The 23,291-nt window shown below is 32.3% G+C and carries 25 protein-coding genes and 1 other RNA gene; 4 read left to right on the top strand and 22 right to left on the bottom strand.

Translation table 11 applies throughout. The annotated features are described in order from the left end of the window. Positions 1–14: 14 nt before the first annotated feature. The 12 genes from BTM19_RS02070 to BTM19_RS02015 all read right to left on the bottom strand — a co-directional run bounded on the left by BTM19_RS02070 (position 15) and on the right by BTM19_RS02015 (position 8,234). On the bottom strand, positions 15–1,490 hold the full coding sequence (locus BTM19_RS02070; RefSeq protein WP_099265711.1) for a S41 family peptidase: 1,476 nt from the start codon (positions 1,488–1,490) through the stop codon (positions 15–17). A 129-nt stretch (positions 1,491–1,619) separates the two neighbouring features. Next, entirely contained in the window at positions 1,620–1,841 is a 222-nt protein-coding gene (locus BTM19_RS02065; RefSeq protein ID WP_029377293.1) for a YozE family protein, read from the bottom strand. Then, entirely contained in the window at positions 1,841–2,341 is a 501-nt protein-coding gene (locus tag BTM19_RS02060) for a PTS sugar transporter subunit IIA (protein WP_029377292.1), read from the bottom strand. The genes BTM19_RS02065 and BTM19_RS02060 overlap by 1 nt, the downstream gene beginning before the upstream one ends. Before the next feature lie 14 nt (positions 2,342–2,355). Continuing rightward, a complete protein-coding gene (gene msrB / locus BTM19_RS02055) occupies positions 2,356–2,784 on the bottom strand; it encodes a peptide-methionine (R)-S-oxide reductase MsrB (RefSeq protein ID WP_029377291.1) in 429 nt (142 codons plus the stop codon). Beyond that, positions 2,777–3,304, bottom strand: a complete 528-nt coding sequence (gene msrA / locus BTM19_RS02050) for a peptide-methionine (S)-S-oxide reductase MsrA (RefSeq protein WP_029377290.1) — start codon at positions 3,302–3,304, stop codon at positions 2,777–2,779. The genes msrB and msrA overlap by 8 nt, the downstream gene beginning before the upstream one ends. A 126-nt stretch (positions 3,305–3,430) precedes the next feature. After that, the gene (locus BTM19_RS02045; protein WP_029377289.1) at positions 3,431–4,270 is read right to left on the bottom strand and encodes a DegV family protein; all 840 of its coding nucleotides are present in this window, start codon (positions 4,268–4,270) and stop codon (positions 3,431–3,433) included. Positions 4,271–4,279: 9 nt separating this feature from the next. Continuing rightward, the gene (locus BTM19_RS02040) at positions 4,280–4,765 is read right to left on the bottom strand and encodes a dihydrofolate reductase (protein ID WP_029377288.1); all 486 of its coding nucleotides are present in this window, start codon (positions 4,763–4,765) and stop codon (positions 4,280–4,282) included. A 99-nt stretch (positions 4,766–4,864) separates the two neighbouring features. Then, on the bottom strand, positions 4,865–5,821 hold the full coding sequence (locus BTM19_RS02035) for a thymidylate synthase (RefSeq protein ID WP_029377287.1): 957 nt from the start codon (positions 5,819–5,821) through the stop codon (positions 4,865–4,867). Between the two features lie 333 nt (positions 5,822–6,154). After that, positions 6,155–6,589, bottom strand: a complete 435-nt coding sequence (brxA, locus tag BTM19_RS02030; RefSeq protein WP_029377286.1) for a bacilliredoxin BrxA — start codon at positions 6,587–6,589, stop codon at positions 6,155–6,157. A gap of 41 nt (positions 6,590–6,630) precedes the next feature. Further along, a complete protein-coding gene (locus tag BTM19_RS02025; RefSeq protein WP_029377285.1) occupies positions 6,631–7,749 on the bottom strand; it encodes a conserved virulence factor C family protein in 1,119 nt (372 codons plus the stop codon). Positions 7,750–7,765: 16 nt separating this feature from the next. Further along, positions 7,766–8,023 (bottom strand): NifU N-terminal domain-containing protein, encoded by a 258-nt coding sequence (locus BTM19_RS02020; protein WP_029377284.1) that lies wholly within the window; start codon positions 8,021–8,023, stop codon positions 7,766–7,768. A gap of 16 nt (positions 8,024–8,039) precedes the next feature. Next, complete coding sequence (locus BTM19_RS02015) at positions 8,040–8,234, bottom strand: zinc-finger domain-containing protein (RefSeq protein ID WP_029377283.1); 195 nt, start codon at positions 8,232–8,234, stop codon at positions 8,040–8,042. Between the two features lie 251 nt (positions 8,235–8,485). On the opposite strand from BTM19_RS02015, the gene BTM19_RS02010 reads away from it, so the two are divergent. Then, entirely contained in the window at positions 8,486–9,190 is a 705-nt protein-coding gene (locus BTM19_RS02010; RefSeq protein WP_029377282.1) for a queuosine precursor transporter, read from the top strand. A gap of 16 nt (positions 9,191–9,206) precedes the next feature. Here the strand turns inward: BTM19_RS02010 and BTM19_RS02005 are convergent, their stop codons facing one another. Beyond that, positions 9,207–9,779, bottom strand: coding sequence for an RBBP9/YdeN family alpha/beta hydrolase (locus tag BTM19_RS02005; RefSeq protein WP_306810317.1), 573 nt, complete (start codon positions 9,777–9,779; stop codon positions 9,207–9,209). Between the two features lie 166 nt (positions 9,780–9,945). On the opposite strand from BTM19_RS02005, the gene BTM19_RS02000 reads away from it, so the two are divergent. Further along, positions 9,946–10,350, top strand: coding sequence for a ribonuclease HI family protein (locus BTM19_RS02000; RefSeq protein ID WP_029377280.1), 405 nt, complete (start codon positions 9,946–9,948; stop codon positions 10,348–10,350). Positions 10,351–10,470: 120 nt separating this feature from the next. Here BTM19_RS02000 and BTM19_RS01995 read toward each other — a convergent pair whose 3' ends face one another. From BTM19_RS01995 to BTM19_RS01955, 9 genes are all read right to left on the bottom strand, one after another. Further along, positions 10,471–11,352: a 5'-3' exonuclease gene (locus tag BTM19_RS01995; RefSeq protein WP_029377279.1), complete on the bottom strand. Its 882-nt coding sequence runs from the start codon at positions 11,350–11,352 to the stop codon at positions 10,471–10,473. A 20-nt stretch (positions 11,353–11,372) separates the two neighbouring features. Then, positions 11,373–14,813: a dynamin family protein gene (locus BTM19_RS01990; protein ID WP_029377278.1), complete on the bottom strand. Its 3,441-nt coding sequence runs from the start codon at positions 14,811–14,813 to the stop codon at positions 11,373–11,375. 347 nt (positions 14,814–15,160) lie between these two features. Further along, complete coding sequence (locus BTM19_RS01985) at positions 15,161–15,796, bottom strand: SDR family oxidoreductase (protein WP_029377277.1); 636 nt, start codon at positions 15,794–15,796, stop codon at positions 15,161–15,163. Between the two features lie 280 nt (positions 15,797–16,076). Beyond that, a complete protein-coding gene (rarD, locus tag BTM19_RS01980; protein ID WP_029377276.1) occupies positions 16,077–16,982 on the bottom strand; it encodes an EamA family transporter RarD in 906 nt (301 codons plus the stop codon). Between the two features lie 40 nt (positions 16,983–17,022). Further along, complete coding sequence (locus BTM19_RS01975; RefSeq protein ID WP_029377275.1) at positions 17,023–18,156, bottom strand: THUMP domain-containing class I SAM-dependent RNA methyltransferase; 1,134 nt, start codon at positions 18,154–18,156, stop codon at positions 17,023–17,025. A gap of 167 nt (positions 18,157–18,323) precedes the next feature. Then, an RNA gene (gene rnpB / locus BTM19_RS01970) (RNase P RNA component class B) lies at positions 18,324–18,698 on the bottom strand. Positions 18,699–18,837: 139 nt separating this feature from the next. Next, positions 18,838–19,197, bottom strand: a complete 360-nt coding sequence (gpsB, locus tag BTM19_RS01965) for a cell division regulator GpsB (protein WP_029377274.1) — start codon at positions 19,195–19,197, stop codon at positions 18,838–18,840. Positions 19,198–19,207: 10 nt separating this feature from the next. Next, the gene (locus BTM19_RS01960) at positions 19,208–19,774 is read right to left on the bottom strand and encodes an SLOG family protein (RefSeq protein ID WP_029377273.1); all 567 of its coding nucleotides are present in this window, start codon (positions 19,772–19,774) and stop codon (positions 19,208–19,210) included. Then, the gene (locus BTM19_RS01955) at positions 19,771–20,109 is read right to left on the bottom strand and encodes a DUF1798 family protein (RefSeq protein WP_029377272.1); all 339 of its coding nucleotides are present in this window, start codon (positions 20,107–20,109) and stop codon (positions 19,771–19,773) included. The genes BTM19_RS01960 and BTM19_RS01955 overlap by 4 nt, the downstream gene beginning before the upstream one ends. Positions 20,110–20,360: 251 nt before the next feature. Here BTM19_RS01955 and recU point away from each other — a divergent pair, with 251 nt between their 5' ends. Together recU and BTM19_RS01945 are read left to right on the top strand one after the other, a co-directional pair. Beyond that, positions 20,361–20,987, top strand: a complete 627-nt coding sequence (gene recU / locus BTM19_RS01950; RefSeq protein WP_029377271.1) for a Holliday junction resolvase RecU — start codon at positions 20,361–20,363, stop codon at positions 20,985–20,987. Continuing rightward, entirely contained in the window at positions 20,984–23,161 is a 2,178-nt protein-coding gene (locus BTM19_RS01945; protein ID WP_029377270.1) for a transglycosylase domain-containing protein, read from the top strand. The genes recU and BTM19_RS01945 overlap by 4 nt, the downstream gene beginning before the upstream one ends. Positions 23,162–23,291: the final 130 nt, after the last annotated feature.

Below are 23,291 nucleotides of genomic sequence, written 5' to 3'. Positions count from 1 at the left end.
ATACCTCACTAATTTTAATTTATTATTTTTAAAAGTTTATTGAGTACAGTGTCTTCTTTATTAGCTTTATTTACTAATTGTTGTGTGAACTTCGCATTTGTTTCTTTATTAAAAGTGCCATCTACTTTTAAGTCGTTTTCTTTTTGGAATGACTTAATGGCAGTCTCTAATGAACTATCAAATTCTTTGGATTCATTTGACGTCTTATGACCTAATGCAGTTAAACCTATTTTTATTGTTTTAACATTTTTGTCATTATCACCCAACTTATATGTTTTATCATTAGGGATTACATTTAAAGATTGATATGCTGGTTCGCTTATTTTAGTATCAGGTTTAATCCCTTTGCCATGGATATAATGAGATTTTGGTGTTAACCATTTCATATTAGTGAATTTTAATAAAGAGCCGTCATCAAATTCGTGTGTTGTTTGAACAATGCCTTTACCAAATGTTTTAGAGCCATATACTTTTGCCTTACCATAGTCTTTCATAGCCCCGGTAAAAACTTCTGATGCGCTTGCTGATCCTTTATTAACTAAAATAGATACATCCATATCTTTTGCTTCTTTTAATGCGTCATTTGATGTTTGTATTTCTTCTTTGTGTTTACCTTTCTCAAGTTGAACTACAGGTTTTCCTTTATCTATAAAAATATTAGCCATTTTTACAGCTTCATCTAAAAGGCCACCAGGATTATTACGTAAATCTAAAACGATTTTACGTACACCATCTTCGTGTGCTTTAATCAATGCTGATTTGAGTTCGCCAGAAGTACTATTTTGAAATTTATTAATTGTAAAGACGCCCACATTTTTATGTTTTTTATATTCAACACTTTTTACATGGATTTTATCACGTTTAATTGTAATATCATGAGTTTGATTAGCTCGTTCAATCGTTAAAGTAACTTCTGTACCTTGTTTACCTCTCACTTTTTTTACAATAGCTTCTAAAGGCTGTCCTTTTATAGATTTACCATTAACTTTTTTAACGATGTCTTTTGGTTGTATACCTGCTTTTTCTGCTGGTGATTGTTTCATTGGACTTGTAATCTCAATTTTATCACCTTTTTTTTGCATTTCTGCTCCTATACCAACAAAATCACCAGAAACATCTTCATTAAAGGATTTTGTTTCATCTTTAGTCATGTAATCTGAATAAGGATCACCTAAATCTTTTACCATACCATCAATTGCTGCAGAAGAGAGTTTTTCTGGATTTGTGTCTTTGTAGTATTCATTGTTTAAAGTTTTATATACTTCTTCTATTTTTTGTACTTCTTGCCTTTGGTTACTTGTTAAGCCGCTTTTCCAATTACTTATTCCTATTGTAGCAAAAACAGTAATTACTACTGTAATCATCATGGTAGCTAATAATAGTAAAATGAAATAACTGCGTTTGAATTTAAAGGTTTTTGGATAAGATTGGTGCTCTTTATCTCCGCTAGCGTCAATATTTTGCTCGTTCATGTCTTTATGATCTGACATTTAATCACTTCCAATACATATGTAAAAATAAAATTAGCTGGGATTGAACCATTTAGTTTAATCCCAGCCCTGTAAATGATACTTAAATATTTTAATATATTTTACTATATCTCCTCAATTATTTAAGTATTAAAATTTTAGCCACTCTGTATATTCTTCATATAAATCATCGAATACGGCTAGTGAAACTGTATAGTCTCCTCGAGTTTCGATATATTCAGAAAGTATATGAAAATCTTTTTCTTGTCTTGGGAAAGATAAGTCATCAAAAATTTCTTCTGCTAATTCGCCTTTTGCATCTCTACGGCCTCGTGCCGTAAGTGCAAATTGATAAAATGAATGGTCTTTCATTAGTTCATTGTTACATCAACGATTTTAGTTTCACCTTTTGTAACTGTAGTTACATCAGAAACAGAAATTGAAGATGTATTATCAGAATTTGTAATAATGATTGGAGAAATTACAGACTTAGCATGTTCTTTGATGTAGTCTAAGTCAAATTTAAGGAGTGGATCTCCAACGTTTACAGTATCGCCACTTTCGACAAGAATATCGAAACCTTGACCGTCTAATTGAACAGTATCTAAACCAATATGAACAAGTAATTCTAAGCCGTTATCAGCTTTTAGGCCAATAGCATGTTTTGTCGGGAAAACATTGTCTACCTTACCGTCGATTGGTGAAACGACTTCACCAATCGACGGATTAATGCCAAAACCTTCACCCATCATTTTTTGGGCGAAGACTGGATCTGGTATGTCTTCAATTTTTACATATTCTCCAGAAAGTGGTGCATAAATAGCGCTATCTTTATTTACTTCTTTACCTTTACCGAATAATTTTTTAAACATATCTTGTTCGCTCCTTATTTTTCAAAATGTGGTATTAAATCTGCATAACCTAGTTCTTCTAGCTTGTCGTATGGTATGAATTGTACTGCAGCAGAGTTAATGCAATATCTCAAACCACCACTTTCTTTTGGTCCGTCGTTAAAAACATGGCCCAAATGGCTATTGGCATCTTCTGAACGTACTTCTGTTCTTACCATACCGAATGTTTTATCTACAAGTTCAATAATTTCTTCATTATCAATTGCTTTTGAAAAACTTGGCCAACCACAATCTGACTCAAATTTTTCTTCTGAAGTGAATAATGGCTTTCCAGAAATTTTATCAACATAGATACCTTTATCAAAGTGATTCCAATATTCATTTTGAAATGGAGGTTCTGTACCATTTTCTTGTGTAACTAAGTACTCCATTTCGTTTAAATCATTCTTATTCTTTTTAATCATTTTGTTTCCCCCAATGCTTTTCTATAAAACCTTTGCGTCCTGAACCACGTTGATACTGTTCATAATGAAGCGGGTTCTTTTTGTAATAATCTTGATGATAATATTCAGCAGGATAAAAGTTTTTATATGGTTTAATGGGCGTGATAACAGGCTTATCAAATATAGCTTGTTCGTTTAATTGTTGTATCTTTGCTTCAGCAGCTTTTTTTTGCGTTTCATCATGATAAAAAATTGCCGGCTCATAATGTTCGCCACGATCAAAGAATTGACCGCCATTGTCTGTTGGATCAAAAGTTTTAAAATAAACATCTAATATATTTTCGAAGGAAGTAATTTCCGGATTATAGGTGATTTGAACTGCTTCTACATGACCCGTTTGATTAGTACTTACACTTTCATAAGTAGGATTATCAGTATGACCACCACTGTATCCAGAAACAACACTCTCGATGCCTGGGTATGAAGTGAATGGTTTAACTAAACACCAAAAACAACCTCCAGCTAATGTTGCAAAAGCCATAATATACCTCCTAAATCTATTTTGTCATAAAGTTACCATTATTTTAAGAGATTCGCTATAAAATTGTTTATTTATTAATTAAGACATATTACATTAAGTATATTTATAGCGGCTTCTTAACAGTTCTTATGATCTTAACACGACTAGACCAATCGCACCTTGACCTGTATGCGTACTAATTACAGGTGTTGTTACGTTTGTGTCGAACTGTGTAAAGTTGAATTCTTCTGAAAAATGTTTTTTTACTTTATCTACAAATTCAATAATATTTGCATGCGCAATTCCTATAGATTTTATATTTCTATCGCCTATAAATGCGCTAATCTCTTTCTTTAAAAATTGTACACTTGCATTTTGAGTTCTCGAATTGTGTATTAATTCGATTTTGCCATCTTCAAGCGTACCAATTGGTTTAATTTTCATCATATTACCTATCAAACCTTTAGTTTTACTAATACGTCCACCTTTAATTAGTTGGTTCAATTGACCAATTACAACATATAGTTTTATATTTTTTTGTAATTCAGTAATTTTAGAGACGATATCTGCAGTGTCGTATCCCTCATTACTCCAGTCTACAATATGCTGTACTTGATAGCCTAACCCGAAAGAAATTGATTTAGAATCAATTACTGTTACTTTACTATCACTCATTTGACTTGCTTGTAGCGCTGTTTGGTATGTGCCACTTAAACCTGAAGTCATGTGAATACTTATAATCTCTGAACCATCTGCACCTAGTTCATCGTACATTTCAATAAATTTACCAATTGCTGGTTGGCTTGTTTTAACATCTGCATCTTCTTGCATTTTTTGAATATATGCTTCAGATGAAATATCTACTTGGTCTACATAGGCTTCGCCATTGATTGTTAAATTAAGTGGTATCACATGTATATCATTATCAGACAAATACGCGTGTGATAAATCAGATGTTGAATCGGTTACAATTTTCTTTTTCATCATAATTTCCTCCTATGAAGTTTCCTTACGCGTCAAGTGTAAAAAAGTGTGAGGAATTGTGTTCTTTTCATCAATTTTCCCCTTAACAGATGATTCAACTTCCCAATCTTTAAAAGTATATGGCGGGAAAAATGTATCGCCATTATATTTATCCTCTATCACAGTGATATACATATCATCAACTTTATCAATCATTTCTTCAAAAAGAGATTGACCACCAAAAATGAATACATGCCCTGGTAAGTTATAAATATCTTCCATTGAATGTATGACATCTACACCTTCATGATGGAATGATTTATTCCTTGTTAAAACAACATTACGTCTATTAGGAAGCGGCTTCCCAATAGAATCGAATGTTGCACGGCCCATGACTAGCGTATTGCCCGTGGTTAAAGCTTTTACATGTTTCAAATCACTAGGTAAGTGCCAAGGTAATTGATTATTTACCCCGATGACACGCTGTTGGTCATGAGCTACTAGTATTGATAGTGTCATAATTTTCCTCCTAATAGTGAAATTATAAATAAGCATCTATAAATTTCGTGGTTTTAATTATATAGTAAAAGGTTTATTAATTTAAATAATAGCTTATTTTTAAACTGCAATCGGTGCTTTAATAGCAGGGTGAGATTCATAATCTACAATTTCTAAATCTTCATAATCTATATCAAAAATTGAAGCGTCAGAATTAATTTTAAGTTTAGGTGGATCGAAACTTTCACGTGATAATTGTGTTTCTATTGCATCGATATGATTTGAGTAAATATGGGCATCACCAAAAGTATGCACAAATTCGCCCACTTCTAAACCACATTCTTTAGCTATTAAGTGAGTTAACAAACTATAACTAGCAATGTTAAATGGCACACCTAAGAATATATCCGCACTTCTCTGATATAATTGACAACTCAATTTTCCGTCTTGAACATAAAATTGGAACATTGTATGACATGGCGGCAAAGCCATTGTATCAATTTCAGTCGGATTCCATGCAGAAATAATATGCCTACGAGAATTAGGGTTATTTTTAATTTGATCAATTACTGTTTTTAACTGATCGAAATGATTACCTTGTTTATCTTCCCAATCACGCCATTGTTTACCATAAACATTACCTAAATCCCCGTATTTTGAGGCGAAATCATTATCATTTAAAATTTGTTGCTTGAATTTCTGCATTTCTTCTTTATAAATTGCATTAAAAGCTTCGTCAGTTTGTGCTTTATGGCCAAAATTGGTCATGTCTGGTCCGTGATAATCTGATGAATTCACGTAATTTTCGAAAGCCCATTCATTCCAAATATTATTGTTGTATTGAAGTAAATATTTGATGTTTGTATCCCCTTTAATAAACCACAATAATTCAGTAGCTATTAATTTGAATGAAACTTTTTTTGTTGTTAGTAAAGGAAACCCTTTTGATAAATCAAATCTGAGTTGATGTCCAAATTTAGAAATTGTACCTGTATTTGTACGATCATTTTTTTGCTTTCCTATCTCAAGAATTTCTTCGCACATATTATGGTAAGATTGATCAAAACTATTTAGCATAATAGCACACTCCTTTCAATTATATTTTTATTTAATCTTATTGGATATTAGCAACAAATAAAAGAATTTACTATAGATTGTGTAAAAAAGATTGTGTAAAAATATTGCATGTTAGGTAAATTATACAACATTTCAGTGTAAACGTTATAAAAGTCGCATTATTTTTTAAAAATAAATGCCAACTTAGACATATCTCAAGATTGAAAATAGATATGTAGTAAGTTGGCATTTCAATTTGTTTTATTAGTGTTTATTTGAAACTGTATAAAATTATTTTACCGCTTCGCATTTATATTAGTTAACTTACTTAAGATAAAATATATTTTGGCTACTTTAACAGTGCTCATCAAAGGCATCTTTGATATCCATGCATATATCTTGAATATCTCTACCTTCAATGTGTTCACGAGGAATAAAGTGTTTCAGTTCTTGTCCTTTAAACAATGCATACGATGGGCTTGATGGTACTTGTTGAATGTAATTTCGCATCGTCTCAGTAGCTTCTTTATCTTGACCAGCAAAAACAGTTACTTTATTTGTTGGTTTTTGTTCATTTTGCTCTACAACGGTTACAGCAGCTGGTCTAGCTAAACCAGCTGCACATCCACACGTTGAATTGATTACAACGAATGTAGTGTCGTCTGGTGAAACGTTGTTCATATAGTTTGTCACATCATCTGAAGTTTCTAAACTTTCAAAATCACGCCCAGTTAATTCGCTACGCATTTGTGTAGCCAGTTCGTTCATATATGCTTCATATGCATTCATTTCAAACACTCCTTAAAATCTTATAATAAATATTCTAACAATTATACTTTATTTCTGTTAGCAATTTGCTTCCAAACTGAGCCTAGAGCTTGATCCCCATTTTCAATTCTTTCAATCGCCATTTCGATTTGAAGTTTTACTTCATATGCTGGATCGTTCACATGTGCATGTAGAGATTCTAATTGCTCTTTGCCACCTTCATCAAAGATGAACATTGCTGCTCGCCATCTAACAATTTTTTGTGGGTCGTCTAATGCTTTTTCCATCTCGGGTAAGGCTTGTTTAAATCCTAAATCACTTAAACAGTCACCTGCAGTTCGTCTTACTGCGGGGCTCTTATCGTGTAAACCCTTGAATAGATATGGCAGTACAGCCGTATCTTCTACCATGCCAAGTAAGACGATAGCCTCACGTCTTAAAGGTGTTTTCTCTTCTTCACTAACAGCATCTCCTAATAACGGGAAATCTTGTTCTGTTGGTGTTGGAAAAGCTTTCAACATTCTTAAGCGTTCTTTCCAATCTTCTGTAGCCTGATAAGTTTCAAGTGTCACATGCTGGTAATGCTTTTCAGGAATTACTACATCTGTGTTTAATGCATCTTGTACGAGTGTTTCTAATTTGTCATGGGGATAAACTGCTAATATCTCTTCGAAAACTTCTGACATAATTTCATCAAGTTCACCGTAACGAACTCCTAAATCTTCCCATTTGCGTTGAAAAACGATATTATCGTCGTCTTTCTGTGCTGCAAGCATGCTATCTATATAAATTTCTGGTAATTGCTTGCGTTTTTCTTCTGAATTATTTGTTAGTTTTACTTGATAAGGTATACCTTTAAATTTTAAAACTTCAGCCTTAACTTCTCCAAAATGCTCATCTGGCATAGGGTCTTCTATTTCTACAACATCATTATTTAATGTAGCTGTGACTTTAGGTAATAATGACTCCCAGTCGTATTTTGGCTTTTTATCTATTGCAAGAAAATCCATAACATAAAATATAGATTTAATACCTTCTATGGCTAATACGTCATTGATAAAATTAGGTTGGTCATCTTGGATAGTATTATACGTATTTGATTTGTTATCTTTTCTCTTATCATTTAATACAATTTTCATCGTATTAGGACTTGGCGTTGGTTCAACACGTACGATTTCCATTTTTAGAACCTCCTTATTAAATATGTTCCAATGTTTCGGTTACTCTTGGTAATAAGTCGTCCCAATTGGAATCGGAATTCTTATCTACAGATATGAAATTCATGGCCTGAAAAATAGACTTAATGCCTTCTAATTCAAGTATTGCGTTGATAAAATCAGGTTGACCATCTTTTACAGAAGTATAAGTGTTAGGTTTATAGTCTTCACCTGATAATTGTAAAACGATTTTCATTGTGTTTGGGTTTGGTGTTTGTGATACCTCTACGATTTCCATTTAAAATTCCTCCTAATTATTGCAGCTCATTGCCTAATTGTTTAATTTCTTTCCCTACCGAACATTCTGATATGCAAAAATGGTGGGCATGTGTTTTTCCTTGGGTTTTATTAATGTGATGTTTAAGTAAGCATTTATTGCAATACGTATTCATTAGATGATCTATTGCTTCAATTGCTTCTTTTTCAGAATAAGTTAGAATACTCGTCACTCTCCTGTTATTCTATAAATAAAATGTCCCTAATAAATACATTTAATTTACAAGGTTTTGACACTTAGAGTCATTATATCATTTGTAACAATGTTTGTTTAATCTTAAAATTTATGCATAATTTTTATCAGCTTATACCAATGATTTTATCTGAGGTACTTGTATTTTTTGTCTTATTTGATAGAATTATTTAGTTGTTTAATATGCGGTTTCTAAACACCCGCATCAACAAAATTTAGGAGGCAAATAAATTGTTTAATGAAATATTTGGAGTAGTAACATTTTTAGTAACGTTTCTTTTATTAGTAGCCATGTATAGATTATTTGGTAAACATGGTCTGATTGCTTGGATAGCAATAGGTACCATTATTGCAAATATTCAAGTGATTAAAACTGTAGATATATTTACGATTTCTGCAACTTTGGGTAATGTCATGTTCGCTTCTATCTATCTTGCGACAGACATATTAAATGATATTTATGGTAGGAAAGTTGCAAAACGTGCAGTTTGGATAGGTTTTAGTTCTACATTGGTTATGATTATTGTTATGCAATTGTCTTTACATTTCACACCATCGCCAATTGATAGTTCACAACAAGCATTAGAAAGTATCTTTAACCTTGTTCCTAGAATCGCATTGGGGTCTGTGATTGCTTACATTATCGGCCAACATTTAGACGTATTACTATTTACTTTAATAAAAAAACTTTTTAGTTCAGATAAAACGTTTATTATTAGAGCATATGGTAGTACAATTATCAGTAATATTATTGATACTGCATTATTTGTATCAATTGCATTTATTGGTTCTATGCCAAATGCCGCAGTTTTCGAGATTTTTATAACTACTTACCTATTGAAAGTAATATCAACAATATTTAACGTTCCTTTTGGTTATTGGGCTAAATCAATGTACCGTAAGGGTAAAATAAATAAACTAGATGAAGGTTACTAAAAAACTCTAGGATTGGTTAACTACCAATTCTAGAGTTTTTATTATTTAATGAATGAGTGATTTGATTTTTTAGAAACTCAAATGTTTTATATCCATCGCTATCAAGGAAATGCCCTTTATGTGATACACGTAATGTTTCTGTGTTCAATTCGTGAGATAATCTGTCGGTTGCTTCAATATTAACAATAGGGTCATGGCTACCGGCAATCGTTACGATGTGTTGTGCATTAATCTTACGATAATCAATCTGGGTTTGTGATATATAGCAATCAAGTTCTGGTAAATTTATTAATTGCTCATTAAACCCAGAAATAAGAAATAGACCTTTAATATTCGGAGTGTGTTTTAGGTTAGATAGATAATCAAGTATAGTTATGACACCTAAACTATGTGCAACGATGATGCTTTCTGAATTTAGCTTATTTTCTAAACTATTTTGTATAGCTGTGATCCATTCATCTAAAACGGGATGGTTTGTATTCGGTAAATATACGATTTCCGTAGAGTAACCAAAACGCTTCATTTCGGTAGTTAACCACTCAAACCAATGACTTTCAGTAGTAGCTTGATAACCGTGTATAATAAACATATTTTTCAAATATATCAACGCCTTTCAAATCCGACTCTATTAGTAGGAATAATTAAAAGTATAAGCTATATCATTTAATTTCACAAATATTTAAATGCCGAGTAAATAGTATATATGTCCTTGGTTTGATAAAATAAACATATATTGATAGATAAAGGTGGAAATTATGGCGAAAATTTACTTTGATGCTGCTACAGCTGGTAATCCTGGCATAAGCGCATGTGCGGTCGTGTTAGCAATTGATAATGAACGTTTTCACTATACAAAAGATTTAGGTGTTATGGATAATCATAGTGCTGAATGGGCATCTTTAATATTTGCTTTGGAATGTGCTGTTAAACATGATATATCTACAGCTTTAGTGTATACAGATTCGAAACTTATCGAAGATAGTATTCATAAAGGTAGTGTTAAAAATGAAAAATTCAAACTTTATTACGATAAGATGTTAGAGTTAGAACAGCATTTCGAATTATTTTTTGTAAGATGGGTACCTAGAAACCAAAACAAAGAAGCGAATCATCATGCTAAAAATGAACTTTATAAAATAACAAAGCAAAATAAAAAGTAAGTTCTCTACTAGTAAATTATTAAAAATGAAAAGAGCGGACATATGAGTTTAAAGTTTTCACTTTGATTTCATGTGCCCGCTCTATTTATTGTTTATTAGTCTTAGTTTCATGTATTTGAGTTAGCTAAAATGAGTAGCTAGATATTTACCAGATACATATAATTCATGTTCCTTACATATATTTAATACTTTTGTTATTTCAGTACCAAATGCCATATCATCCAATAAGTCACTCGTGTTTAAGGGAACTTCAGTATGGATTTTAGCCAAGTTTTTTGAAAGTTTAAGATTGTCCATATCGGCTTCTATTTTATTACGTTGACCAGGGGTTAACTGGTCTAAAGCAGCAATAACAGATTCAACTGAGCCATGGTTTTGAATTAATTTGATTGCTGTTTTTTCTCCGATACCTTTCACGCCAGAATATCCGTCCGCAGTGTCCCCCATAAATGCTTTCACGTCTACAAGTTGCGATGGGTTCAAACCATATTCACTTTGGAATCTATTTAATGTGTAGCGATTGTATATATTAAACCCCTTTTTAGTTAGCCAAATCTCAACATTTGGATTAATACATTGTAAAATATCTCTATCCCCTGTCACGATATAGATTTGGTTTTGTTCAGAATAGGCTTCTGCTAGTGTACCAATGACATCATCTGCTTCAAAATTTTGGACTCCAATATTAACAAAACCAAATTGGTTAGAGACTTCTTTAACGTAATCGAATTGTGGTATCAGTTCATCAGGTGGTGCAGGGCGATTTTGTTTGTAACCATCAAACATATCGTTTCTAAAAGTAGATTTACCCATATCCCAGCATACAGCTACATGTGTTGGTTGAATTTCATTTATTGCAGTGAAGACATGGCGTACAAACCCTTGAACACCATTTGTTGGTGTTCCTGAAGAGTTTCTCATAAATTGTTTATGAAGACTTGTGGCAAAGAAATGGCGAAATAGTAAAGCCATGCCATCAATTAATAATATTTTTTTGGACATAAAAGTACCTCTTCCTCTAATTACATATATGGTTTTAAATTTTCATTTGTTTCTTGTAGTTGTTGAATAAATGCATCGTCTACTTCAAAAGATAAAAGTTCCTTAATTTGACTATGTGCATCATTTTCAAATTGGTTAAATTTATCTTCGGCATTACTTTGCATTTGTACAACTGTTTCGTTAACTGCTTTTCTTAAATTAGCAATACAAGGTGCTAATAAATTAATTGTTTCTTGTGTGATTTGTTCTTGAATTGTACTTTGTGTTTTAGGTTGTAAAATATTCTTTTTGGAAAGTGATTTTGGTAACGCGTCAATCATATGCGTTAAATCGATTTTTAAGTAAGGATTATCTAACTCAATTTCATTTTTATCAAATTCAGGTTCAATAAACACGTGCAACTGCTGTAACTTTTGTTTTAATGGTGCGATTTCAGTGTGTAATTGTTCATGGAAATATTTTTTAATACGTTGTACAAGCAATGATTGCTCCAGATATAATCGTTGATGAATTTGATCTAAGTATAATTTTGTTGATTGACGTTTTTCCTCATTGAAATTCGAGTTTTTAGTCATTTGCCCGTTATAGATTGATTTTACTTCATCTAATAATTGTAATTTTAATCGTTCATTTAAATGATAAATCTGGTCATCTACTTCGTTTGATGTGCGTTGTTCAGCGATTTGAAGAAGATTGTTTTTGAAAATTGTTGCTTTAGCATAACTTTTTAACTTCTGATTGCGTTGGGTGATTTCTGCTTTATCATTATGAAATGCTTCAATCATTTGTTCATATGCTTCAGAAATATGGTTAAGTTGACCCAACATTTGTTTTTGCAGAATGTTTTTGGATTCAACTTGAACAAAATGTTCAATACTCTTTTTAAGTCTATCGATACCTATGTCGTTTGTTTTTAATGCTTCTCTACTTGAAACAGCGAAGATATCTGAATCCATATTAACTTGGGTTAAAGCATCCCCTACGTATTCAATAACTGCATTTAAATCTTCCTCTGTTTCTGCTAAATCTGTTGCATTAATTATCATTTTAAATGCTTGATTTTCGTTTAATTGGTTCATTGCTTTCATATGTTCAATAAAGCGTTTATCGTTATCTGTAAATGAATGGTTAAAATAACTTACATACAAAATTAAATCAGCTGATGTTAATACTTTTTCAGTTTCATTAGTATGACGCTGATTATTAGAATGGAGTCCAAGTGAATCTACTATAATTTTATCTTTCAACCAATCTACAGGTAATTTTAAATGAACAGTATTAACAAATGTAGCATACTCGTCTTCTGCGCTCCATTTTTTAATTTCATCTTGGTCTATTGTGTGTATTAAACCTTCTTTTAACATGTCTTGATACATGTCATAGTGTTTTTCTACAGCGTTTACGAAAGCTAACTTATTTTTTTCTAATGATGCTTTTAATTTATTTGTATTTTTATTTAAAAGCGCCTCGATACTATCAAATGTTATATTTTCCACTTCAAAAACTTGGTTTATTTCTTCTAAAAGTTGTGCGGCTGATTTTAAAGTAATTTGGCTATCGTGCCCGTATGTTAATTCTGTCATAGCGGCCGTTGTAGGATTCGGCGAACTCACTAAATAATTATCGCCTAACAAAGCATTAATTAAACTACTTTTACCTGCACTAAATGTTCCGAATACACCTATTTTGACTATTTTGTTATCTAGTCGTGCAAGTGTGTCATCTATGTTTTGTTTGCTCTGCTCGAACAACGGGACATCCTGAATGATTTCAAGCGCATGTTTAATATTTTGTGTCTTGTCCTCTTGGTTTGGTTCTGCAGATGTTTCTGATTTTGAATGATTAACAGCTTTTACTTTATTTTCTTTCGGTGTATATGTGATTTCCTTTCGATCTATAAGTTTATCGAGTGAGTCATCGATATGGATGTAATAATGTAAGTAATTTTGTGTCTGAAGTGATTCTCTTAGATTACGCATTTCCATAAATTTTTCATAATCATTATAGTCATCTTCTTGCTCTATCCCAATATCATTTGCTTCTGCATGATTGATAGCTTTTTTGAACAATGGGTCTGATGTTTTGCCAATATACTGTTTAAGTGACTTCATCAAATCATCACAAAATGTTAATACATACTGATTACTAATAGTAATCTGTGTTTGATATAAATCAGTTATTAACGATTCTGGAATTTCATAATGCTGATTTAATATAGCTTCATTTATTTCAGAATCATTTATAAAACGAGTTAAAAATGACATATCTTCTCTAAGTGGTTGTCTGATCTCTTGGTTAGCTTTTTCTTGTAATTGCGCGAGTGCCTGATTTAATCTACGTTGTTGTGCCTCTTGTGTTTTTTTCTTTTTATTAAACAGTCCACCAACTGTAAAGTCTTTAGTACGGCTTTCTAAATATATTCGAATCGTTTCTCTTGTGTCATGAGTCATTATATAAGCATTATCAATGATTGCTTTTCTTTTTTGTTTTAAAAATTCATACAACTCATTGGGGTTATTTAATAGCTTTGCTTCTTCGCTAACCTGCTGATGTTGCTTGAAATTGATATAAGCTTGTTCAAAATCCGCCTCGAAAATATCTAGTTTATCTAAAAGGTCTTGGATTTCATAATTAATATATGATAACTGTTCTTCTGTGATGAATTTTACGATTCGGTTAACATAATCCTCAATTGTTTCACGATTTTTATCTTTTTCTACGAGATATTTTGAAAGTGCTTCAATTTCATTATGTGTATGACTAAATTTAGATACATAAAAAGTTTTATCTAAATCGATTTCCCATTCTGCTATAGACTTTTCAACACGCGATTTAAATGTGTCGAAACTAATTTCGTCTTCATTATGCTTATCAATTTGGTTAATTACAAACACTACTGGCACACCTGCTTGATTCAGTTGTTTCATAAATTGAAAATTTAAAGCAGATTGAACGTGATTATAATCTACTGTATAGAAGAGTACATTGCTCGTATACATAAACTCTTCTGTACTAGATTGGTGGCTAGATACATTGGAGTCGACTCCAGGTGTATCTTGTAATGTGAATCCTTTGCGGAATTTATCAGACGGAAATTTAATTTCTACAGATTCCACATCGAAATTTTCGCGATTCATTTTTTTTACATCATCGTAATTATTTAATAATGTATATTGTTTATTACTGAGATTTGCAATAATTCCTGGTTGATCTGCGACAGAGACAATTGCGGTATTACTAGTTGTAGGAACGGGAGAACTTGGTAATATTGTTTCTTCTAGTAGTAAATTGATTAATGTAGATTTTCCTGCTGAAAAATGCCCTACAAAAGTAGCAGTGTATTGTTGCAAAAACACTTTCTTAATTACTTGATTGATAATGTGGACTAATCTACCGTTTTTAGATTTTTCTACTTCTTTTTTTAATTTATATAAAATATCGAGTTGCTCAGTATTAGACATGTTTCGTATCCCCTTTATTACTTATATGTAATTACTACTTATTGTATAACAAATCGTTACTTGTCTAAAGTAAGTATTTTAAAATAAGTTGCTATAAAATTGAAAATACTATCATTTAATTAAAGTTGTTATAGCTCTTTAATATTTTTTTACAAAATTCAAAGTTTAAAGCTTAATGATAGTGCACACCAGAAATAATTTTCGTTAAACTGTCTCTTCCATATTTAGCCATTCTTTGTAATTGATTTGTTTTAGCCAATGATCCAATTACTCTATATTTACAAAAGCCAGTCCGAGACGACTATTTACGTCTCGGACTGGCTTTTAAAATGCTGATTTTAAATCAATTATTTCCATCTAGGTTTATCAAAATTTGTATTTGGCTTATTTATGCCAATATTTTCATTTAAATAAAGCTCTGGATTTTTGGCAATTTGCACTGCTACTGCAGCTACACTTTTTCTAGATACTTCAGTACCTTTAAATGGTTGATCTTTTTTAGTGATCTCATAATCAATTTCGTTTATATCAGTTAACCAAGCTGGTCTCAAAATTGTATAATCAAGGTCGGATTGTTCAATTATGTCTGCGGCCTTTTTGTAGACTGGTAATGAATCACTAATTTGAGTTTTTACCCATGTGCCAAATTCACCTGGAATTTCATTGTATATACCGAGTGATGTAACAAATACAAGTCGTTTCACTTTATTTGCTTTCATGGCGTCGACAATTGTTTTCGCCTCTTTATCTAAATCCCCTGATAATGAGGCGAAAACGATATCAACATCTTCCATTGCATTAGTAACATCATCTAAATTTGTGGCGTCACCTTCACGGACTCGTATACGGTCTGAGGCGAAATCCGGTAATCTATTTGCGTCTCTTAAAAATAATCTTAAGGTATATGTTGTATTTTCTAAAAATGAGTTGATAGCTGCTTTAGAAATCGCACCATTAGCTCCTAGTATCAATACTCTTGTCATCTAATCACTCCTATTCAATTTAGTTATTAAACGAGACCTTATTTTCTCTTATTATTTTATAGTGGTATGTATAGTATAATTAATTGGACAAAATAATTCACTTCTTATGTTTACACTCACAATATTATAGTTATCCTATTTTTTGTTAAATAAACGTGAAAATAAGATAATCAAATTTTTGAATTATAATTTGGATAAAATAAAAACCCTAGTTCAAGGACGGTTTACACACATAAATGTAATATGTTGTCCTTGCGCTAGAGACATTATTATAGTCTGTTTAATTGATCACTGGGTTTTTATCTTTTTTGATTTTTACATATTGTGAAATGCTATAAATTATAATACCGATCCAAATAAAAATAAATGTAATGAGTTGATCTAAATCAAAGGGTTCTTTGAATAGGAAGATGCCAATCAAGAACATTAAAGTTGGGCCGATATATTGTATGAAGCCAGTTAAAGATAATGGTATGCGTCTTGCACCGGCTGAGAACAATATAAGTGGAACCGCTGTAACAGCTCCTGAGAATAGCAACCAAAAAGAAGAAACGTTCATACCAAATGTAAGACCACCGTGGTGCCATATATACCATAAATAGATAAATCCAGCAGGCGCTGTTACAATACACTCGATAGTTATACTACTTATAGCATCTATTGGAATAAGCTTTTTAATTAATCCATAGATTCCAAATGAACCTGCTAATAATAAAGAAATACCAGGAAAGACCCCTATTTTCAATGTCATGTATAACACACCTACAACGGCAAGCCCTATGGCAATCCATTCTAGTTTGTTAAATCGCTCTTTTAAAAATATTAATGCAAGTAAAATACTTACAAGAGGATTTATGTAGTAACCTAAACTGGATTGTAGTACGTGTCCGTTTGTAACGGCCCAAATGAATGTTCCCCAATTAATAGTTATCACATATCCGGCTGCAATAATCGCAATAAGTTGTATTGGGTTCGTGAATAGTCGTTGAATATCTCGTTTGAACGGCTCGGTATTTTTGGTGAGAATAACGATAAATAACATGAAAATCATTGAAAGTACAATTCGAAATGATAATATTTCAAATGCCCCTATATCGTTAATTAATCCCCAATAAATGGGTAGTATACCCCATAAGAAATATGCTCCAAATGCAAAGAAAATTCCTTTTTTAAATTCTGTATTCAATTGTAACACCTCTTTCTAATGGTCAAGACACGAGAAGAATTTACTTGCGAGGTTTTTTGTCTCCCCAGTATTGATAATAAGTACATTCAATATAACCATTAAATAATTTTCTACGTTTTGTTGCTTTCTTATTAACTAAAAACTCGAATTCAGTATTGCTTGTAAGAACGTAAGTTGATATTTGTGGATGTCTTTCCATAAGTGATCCAATATAACGATACATTTCTTCTACTTTATCTCTATCCCCTATACGTTCACCGTATGGTGGATTACCAATTAAAGCGTATGGTTTTTCATTATCTAAATTTAAGGTGTTAACGTCTTTAACATTAAATTGAATAATATCAGCGAGACCAACTTCTTCAGCGTTTCTACGCGCAATTTCAATCATTTCTGGATCTATATCATAGGCATATATTTCCAGTTCCCGATCATAATTTGCTTGTTGATCGGCTTCGTCTCTCATTTCGTCATATAAATTATCTGGCATAATATCCCATTTTTCTGATACAAAATCACGGTTGAAACCAGGTGCGATGTTTTGAGCAATTAAACAAGCTTCAATTGCAATTGTTCCAGACCCACAAAATGGATCGATTAAAGGCGTGTCGCCAGTCCAGTTAGCTAGACGAATTAAACTTGCTGCAAGCGTTTCTTTAATTGGAGCTTCACCTTGTGCTAAACGATAACCACGTTTATTTAAACCTGAACCAGAAGTATCAATCGTTAATAGCGCAATATCTTTTAAAATAGCAACTTCAACTGGATACTTTGCTCCATTTTCACTTAACCACCCACGTTCTTGATAAGCGTGTTTTAAGCGCTCTACAATTGCTTTCTTAACGATGGCTTGACAGTCAGGCACACTATATAATGTTGATTTAACACTACGGCCTTGTACAGGGAAGTTTCCACTTTGTTCAATCAAGGTTTCCCAAGGTAATGCTTTTGTTTTTTCAAATAGTTCATCAAAAGTTGTAGCTTTAAATTGTCCAACTACTATTTTGATTCTGTCGGCAGTGCGTAACCATAAGTTACATTTAACAATTGCGGTTTCATCACCTTCAAAGAAGATTTTGCCATTTTCGACAGTTGTTTCATAACCCAATTCTTGAATTTCTTTGGCTACAACTGCTTCTAATCCCATTGGACATACAGCTAATAATTGATACATTGTTTTGCTCCTTCTTATTAAAGATTTTATTTTATTTTATCAAAAGTTATTTTAAATAGATATGACATTTCATCAAGTTCTAAAGTGAATCGATGATTATTTCAATTCATTTTAATCAATTAAAAAAGCTCTCCTATATTGGGAGAGCTTGGGTCTAGTGATGATATTTCTGTAAGCCATGTTTTGTACCGTTGTACTGCTAGCGTGTACTAGAAACACTCGTACGCTGGTGGTAACCATCTGTCTGCATACTATCAAAAGTATGCCTTAAATATACGTTGAATTCCGCTAAATAAGTGCTCCTACCTAATTTGGATTGCTCACTCGAGGGGTTTACCGCGTTCCACCTTTTATATTTCTATAAAAGCTACGTCACTGTGGCACTTTCAAACTATTCTAACCGTATCCAAAGACTTAGGTTATTTCATTGCCGTCAACTTAATGCCTTGACTTATTGTTTCATCAAGCACGAACACTACAATCATCTCAGATTGTGTGAGCATGGACTTTCCTCTATATCGCTATAGCGATTACCCGAAACACCATCCCAAGAAGTATATCATTATTTTGGTTGTTAAACAAATAAAATAAGATAAGTTTTGAAAAAATCAAAACTTATCTCTATGTAGATGATATGAAATCTACGCTAATAACATTTCATCAGCTCAATGCGCGTATATGTTATTTTCCGAAAACTGCTTTTTCAAGGTTAGATATTCGTTTTAAAATATCAACATTGTTATTGTTGTTATTAGTATTGCTTTTAGTAGTTGCATTACTGTTTGAAGAGAAATTTTTATTTTCTTGTGGTCTCGATGTAGCAACACGTAAACGTAACTCTTCTAATTCTTTTTTTAGTTTATTGTTTTCTTCTGAAAGTTTAACAACTTCATTATCTAAATCTGCCATTTTTTGATAATCCGCTATAATATCGTCTAAGAAGGCATCTACTTCTTCTCTTCTATAGCCACGAGTCATAGTTTTTTCAAAATCTTTTTCATAAATATCTTTTGCTGATAATTTTAATGAAACATCTGACATTTTTTCCACCTCATTCAAAACTTTGTTCTTGAGACCACTGTAAGTCGTTAATGAACTCAGTCAATTCATCGAACGTCACAATATCACAAGTATAATTTGTTTTTTCCATAAAATCAACTAACATGCGCTTAAAGAACTTAGGACTAGCTTCTTGCTCTTCATCGTAAATTAAAAGTGTCAAATCAGTATGGTCTAGCATGAACTGATCCGTTTGTTTAAACTGATGTGGGCCTTCATATGGAGCGTGGAACACGCTATCAACGTAATCTGCTTTTTGCGTAATGTTATTATACTTAGCTTGATTCTGTTCGTTCCACCTTTCACTATGTCCATAAAATGGTGTTATCACACCTAATTTCAAATCAGGATGGTTCGACTTTAATTCAAGAACCACTTCTGCTGTCCATAATTCTATACCCATCTGTCCTTGTATTAATACCCATTCTAACCCTTCTTCAATCAACTGATTTAATTTATGTTCGATAAATTTTTTTAAATAGTTAACCTCTGGTGCATCATCTTTGAATATGTTGAGTTCAAAGGATTTGTAACCAGTAACATAAATCGTTTTTATCATAAACAAAACTCATTTCTTTGAATATAACTTAAATCGTATTGTACAGCTTTTAATTTTTCTGTGAATAATTTACGGCTTGTACGTTTAAAATGGCATTCAACTGAAAGTGACTCTATATTTGAAATTAAAAGATCAAACTTTTTTTTGTTCATATACTGTAATTGAAGGATTTGTGATTCTCGGTTTAAAAGTGTATTTAAGCGTTGGTCTATCTCAGTGGTGAACGGTACAACCGTTGAATAAAAATCGTAGTCTTCTCCTGATGCTTTCACGGACTCATACCTTTTTTGCATTAACAAAACATCATTTAATAGTTGTGTAACAATTTGTTGCATTGAGACTTCCCCCTACACTTCAAATTTACCATAAAATTGATTTTCAGTCATTTTTTAAAGAGTCGTCTCACATTTACCTTATAATATTATAATATTTTGTTTCAAATATTGTTTAATTGGGCAAAGCACGTTAAAATGTATGTGATGTATTTGTAAATACATTGGTTCAAATTTCATAGTTGGGAAAAATTGCTTTACTCATGTATAATGAAGCAAGTTTTTTATTTCCAAACTAAAGTGGTGAAAAATAAATGAATTACCCAAATGGAAAGCCATTTAATGGAAATAAGTCTCAAGACGGACGAACTCATCGGGGGCAAACTAGTAAAATTGACTATGGTGGCAGAGGTATGTCGCTAGAAAACGATATAGAGTTGTCGAATACGTATTATTTGAATCATGGTATGGCTGTAATACATAAGAAACCTACGCCAGTTCAAATAGTAAATGTTCACTATCCAATGAGAAGTAAAGCTGTTATTAATGAGGCTTATTTCAGAACGCCGTCGACTACCGACTATAACGGTATTTATAATGGCCGATATCTAGACTTTGAAGCGAAAGAAACGAAAAATAAAACCTCTTTTCCTTTAAATAATATGCATGATCATCAAGTAAAACATATGGATGCCTGTTATAACCAAAATGGAATTGTCTTTTTATTAATTCGCTTTAAATCGCTCGATGAAGTTTATTTGCTTCCATACTCTAATTTCAAAATGTTTTGGGAAAGACACATTAACGAAATTAAAAAGTCGATAACGGTTGAAGAAATAAGAAAAAATGGTTACTATATTCCTTATCAGTATCAACCACGATTGAATTATCTCAAAACAGTTGATAAGTTGATATTAGATGAAAGTGAGGACCGCGTATGACGGAGAAAAAAAAGACTTCCCAATCTAACAGTAAGAATGGAAAGTCTGAACAAAAACAGAATAGGAATATAAAACGAACGATAATTAAGATATTTGGGTTTCTAATTATTGCATTTATCGTTTTAGCGTTAATTGGTATCTTGTTATTTGCGTATTATGCTTGGAAAGCACCAGCATTTACGGAATCAAAATTACAAGACCCTATTCCAGCAAAGATTTATGATAAAGATGGCGATTTGGTTAAGTCGTTAGATAATGGACAACGACGAGAACACGTTAATTTAGACGAAGTACCGAAAACGATGAAAGAAGCGGTATTAGCTACCGAAGATAATCGTTTCTATGATCACGGTGCACTAGACTATAAACGTTTGTTTGGTGCAGTTGCTAAAAACGTAACTGGTGGTTTTGGAGCCGAAGGTGCTTCGACACTGACACAACAAGTTGTTAAACGTTCATTTTTAACTGATCAAAAATCAATTGCACGTAAAGCGCAAGAAGCATACTTGTCTTATAGACTAGAACAAGAGTACAGTAAAGATGAAATATTCGAAATGTACTTAAACAAAATCTACTATTCTGACGGTGTGTATGGCGTTAAAGCAGCTGCTAAATATTATTTCGACAAAGATTTGAAAGATTTAAATCTAGCTGAATCTGCTTATCTCGCTGGTTTACCACAGGTGCCAAATACTTATAACATCTACGACCATCCAAAAGAAGCAGAATCACGTAAAAACACTGTTCTTTATTTAATGGAATACCATAATAGAATTACAAAAGAACAGAAAGAAAAAGCTCAAAATACTTCTGTTGAAGACAATCTAGTTCAACGTTCTTCTGAGGATCGTGAGGTAAGTGAAGATAACTCAAACCCAGAATATGATTCATATATTAACTTTGTGAAATCTGAACTTATGAACAACAAAGCATTTAAAGATCAAGATTTAGGATCTGTATTAAATAGTGGTATTAAGATTTATACTAATATGGATAAAAATGTTCAACAAACATTACAAGACCGTATTAACAACGGTAGTTATTACAAAAATGATGATCAACAAGTAGGATCTTCTATTGTAGATAGTGAAAATGGTAGCCTAGTTGCTATATCAGGCGGTAGAAATTATAAAGATATCGTAGATAGAAACTTAGCGACTGACGCACACCCAACTGGTTCATCACTTAAACCATTCTTAGCATATGGTCCAGCAATTGAGAACATGTCTTGGGCAACTAACCATGCAATTCAAGATGAGGAATCATATCAAGTAGATGGTGTTACTTTCAGAAACTATGATACGGAAAGCCATGGTAAAGTTAAACTTTATGATGCACTTCGTCAAAGTTTCAACATTCCAGCACTTAAAGCATGGCAGTCAACTAAAGAAAATGCTGGTAACGATGCACCTAAAGACTTTGCTAAAAATGTAGGTCTTGATTATGAAGGAGAGATTGGCCCATCTGAAGTACTAGGTGGTTCGGCATCTGAATTCTCACCTACTCAATTAGCTTCTGCCTTTGCAGCAATTGCAAATGGTGGTGAATACAATAACGCCCATTCAATTAAAAAAGTTGAAAAACAAAATGGCGAAACTATTGAATATGATCACACAAGTAAAAAAGCAATGAAAGATTCAACTTCTTACATGTTAGCAGAAGTATTAAAAGGTACATTTGAAGCCTATGGTTCAGCTTATGGACATAATATTTCTGGTGTTAACATAGCTGCAAAAACTGGTACAGGTACTTATGGTGCTGAAACTTATCAACAATACAATTTACCAGATAATGCCGCTAAAGATGTTTGGATTAACGGATTTACACCGAAATACAGTATGTCTGTATGGATGGGATTCAGTGAAGTTAAACAAGGTGGTACAAACTCCTTTGTTGGCCATGAAGAACAAGAGTACCCACAATATCTGTTAGAAGATGTTATGGATAACATTTCACCGAGAGATGGTAAAGACTTCAATAAACCTGATTCAGTAAGTGGAGATTCGAAAGACTCATTATCTGTTAAGGGTAGCCCAGATGACAATACAACATCGAATAAACCTCAAGGACAAGGTGGAGGTAGCAGTTCTTCATCAAGTTCAAATAGCAGTGATAGTTCAAGTAGTACTAGTAGTTCATCAAATAGTACAAACGGTCAAAGTGCCGCAAGATAGTACTTAATTAAATATCATTAGTTTAGGACAAAGGTGGAACAATATTATTTAACAATATTACGTCCCCCGTGTCTAAGCTTTTAAACACACTCAAAGCTAAGTATAGCGTTGAGTGTGTTTTTTTATCTTG

Source organism: Staphylococcus xylosus, assembly GCF_002732165.1.
GTDB classification, from domain to species: Bacteria; Bacillota; Bacilli; order Staphylococcales; family Staphylococcaceae; genus Staphylococcus; species Staphylococcus xylosus.
The sequence above is the reverse complement of the archived record's forward strand: the minus strand, read 5'-3'. Positions and strand labels throughout refer to the sequence as shown.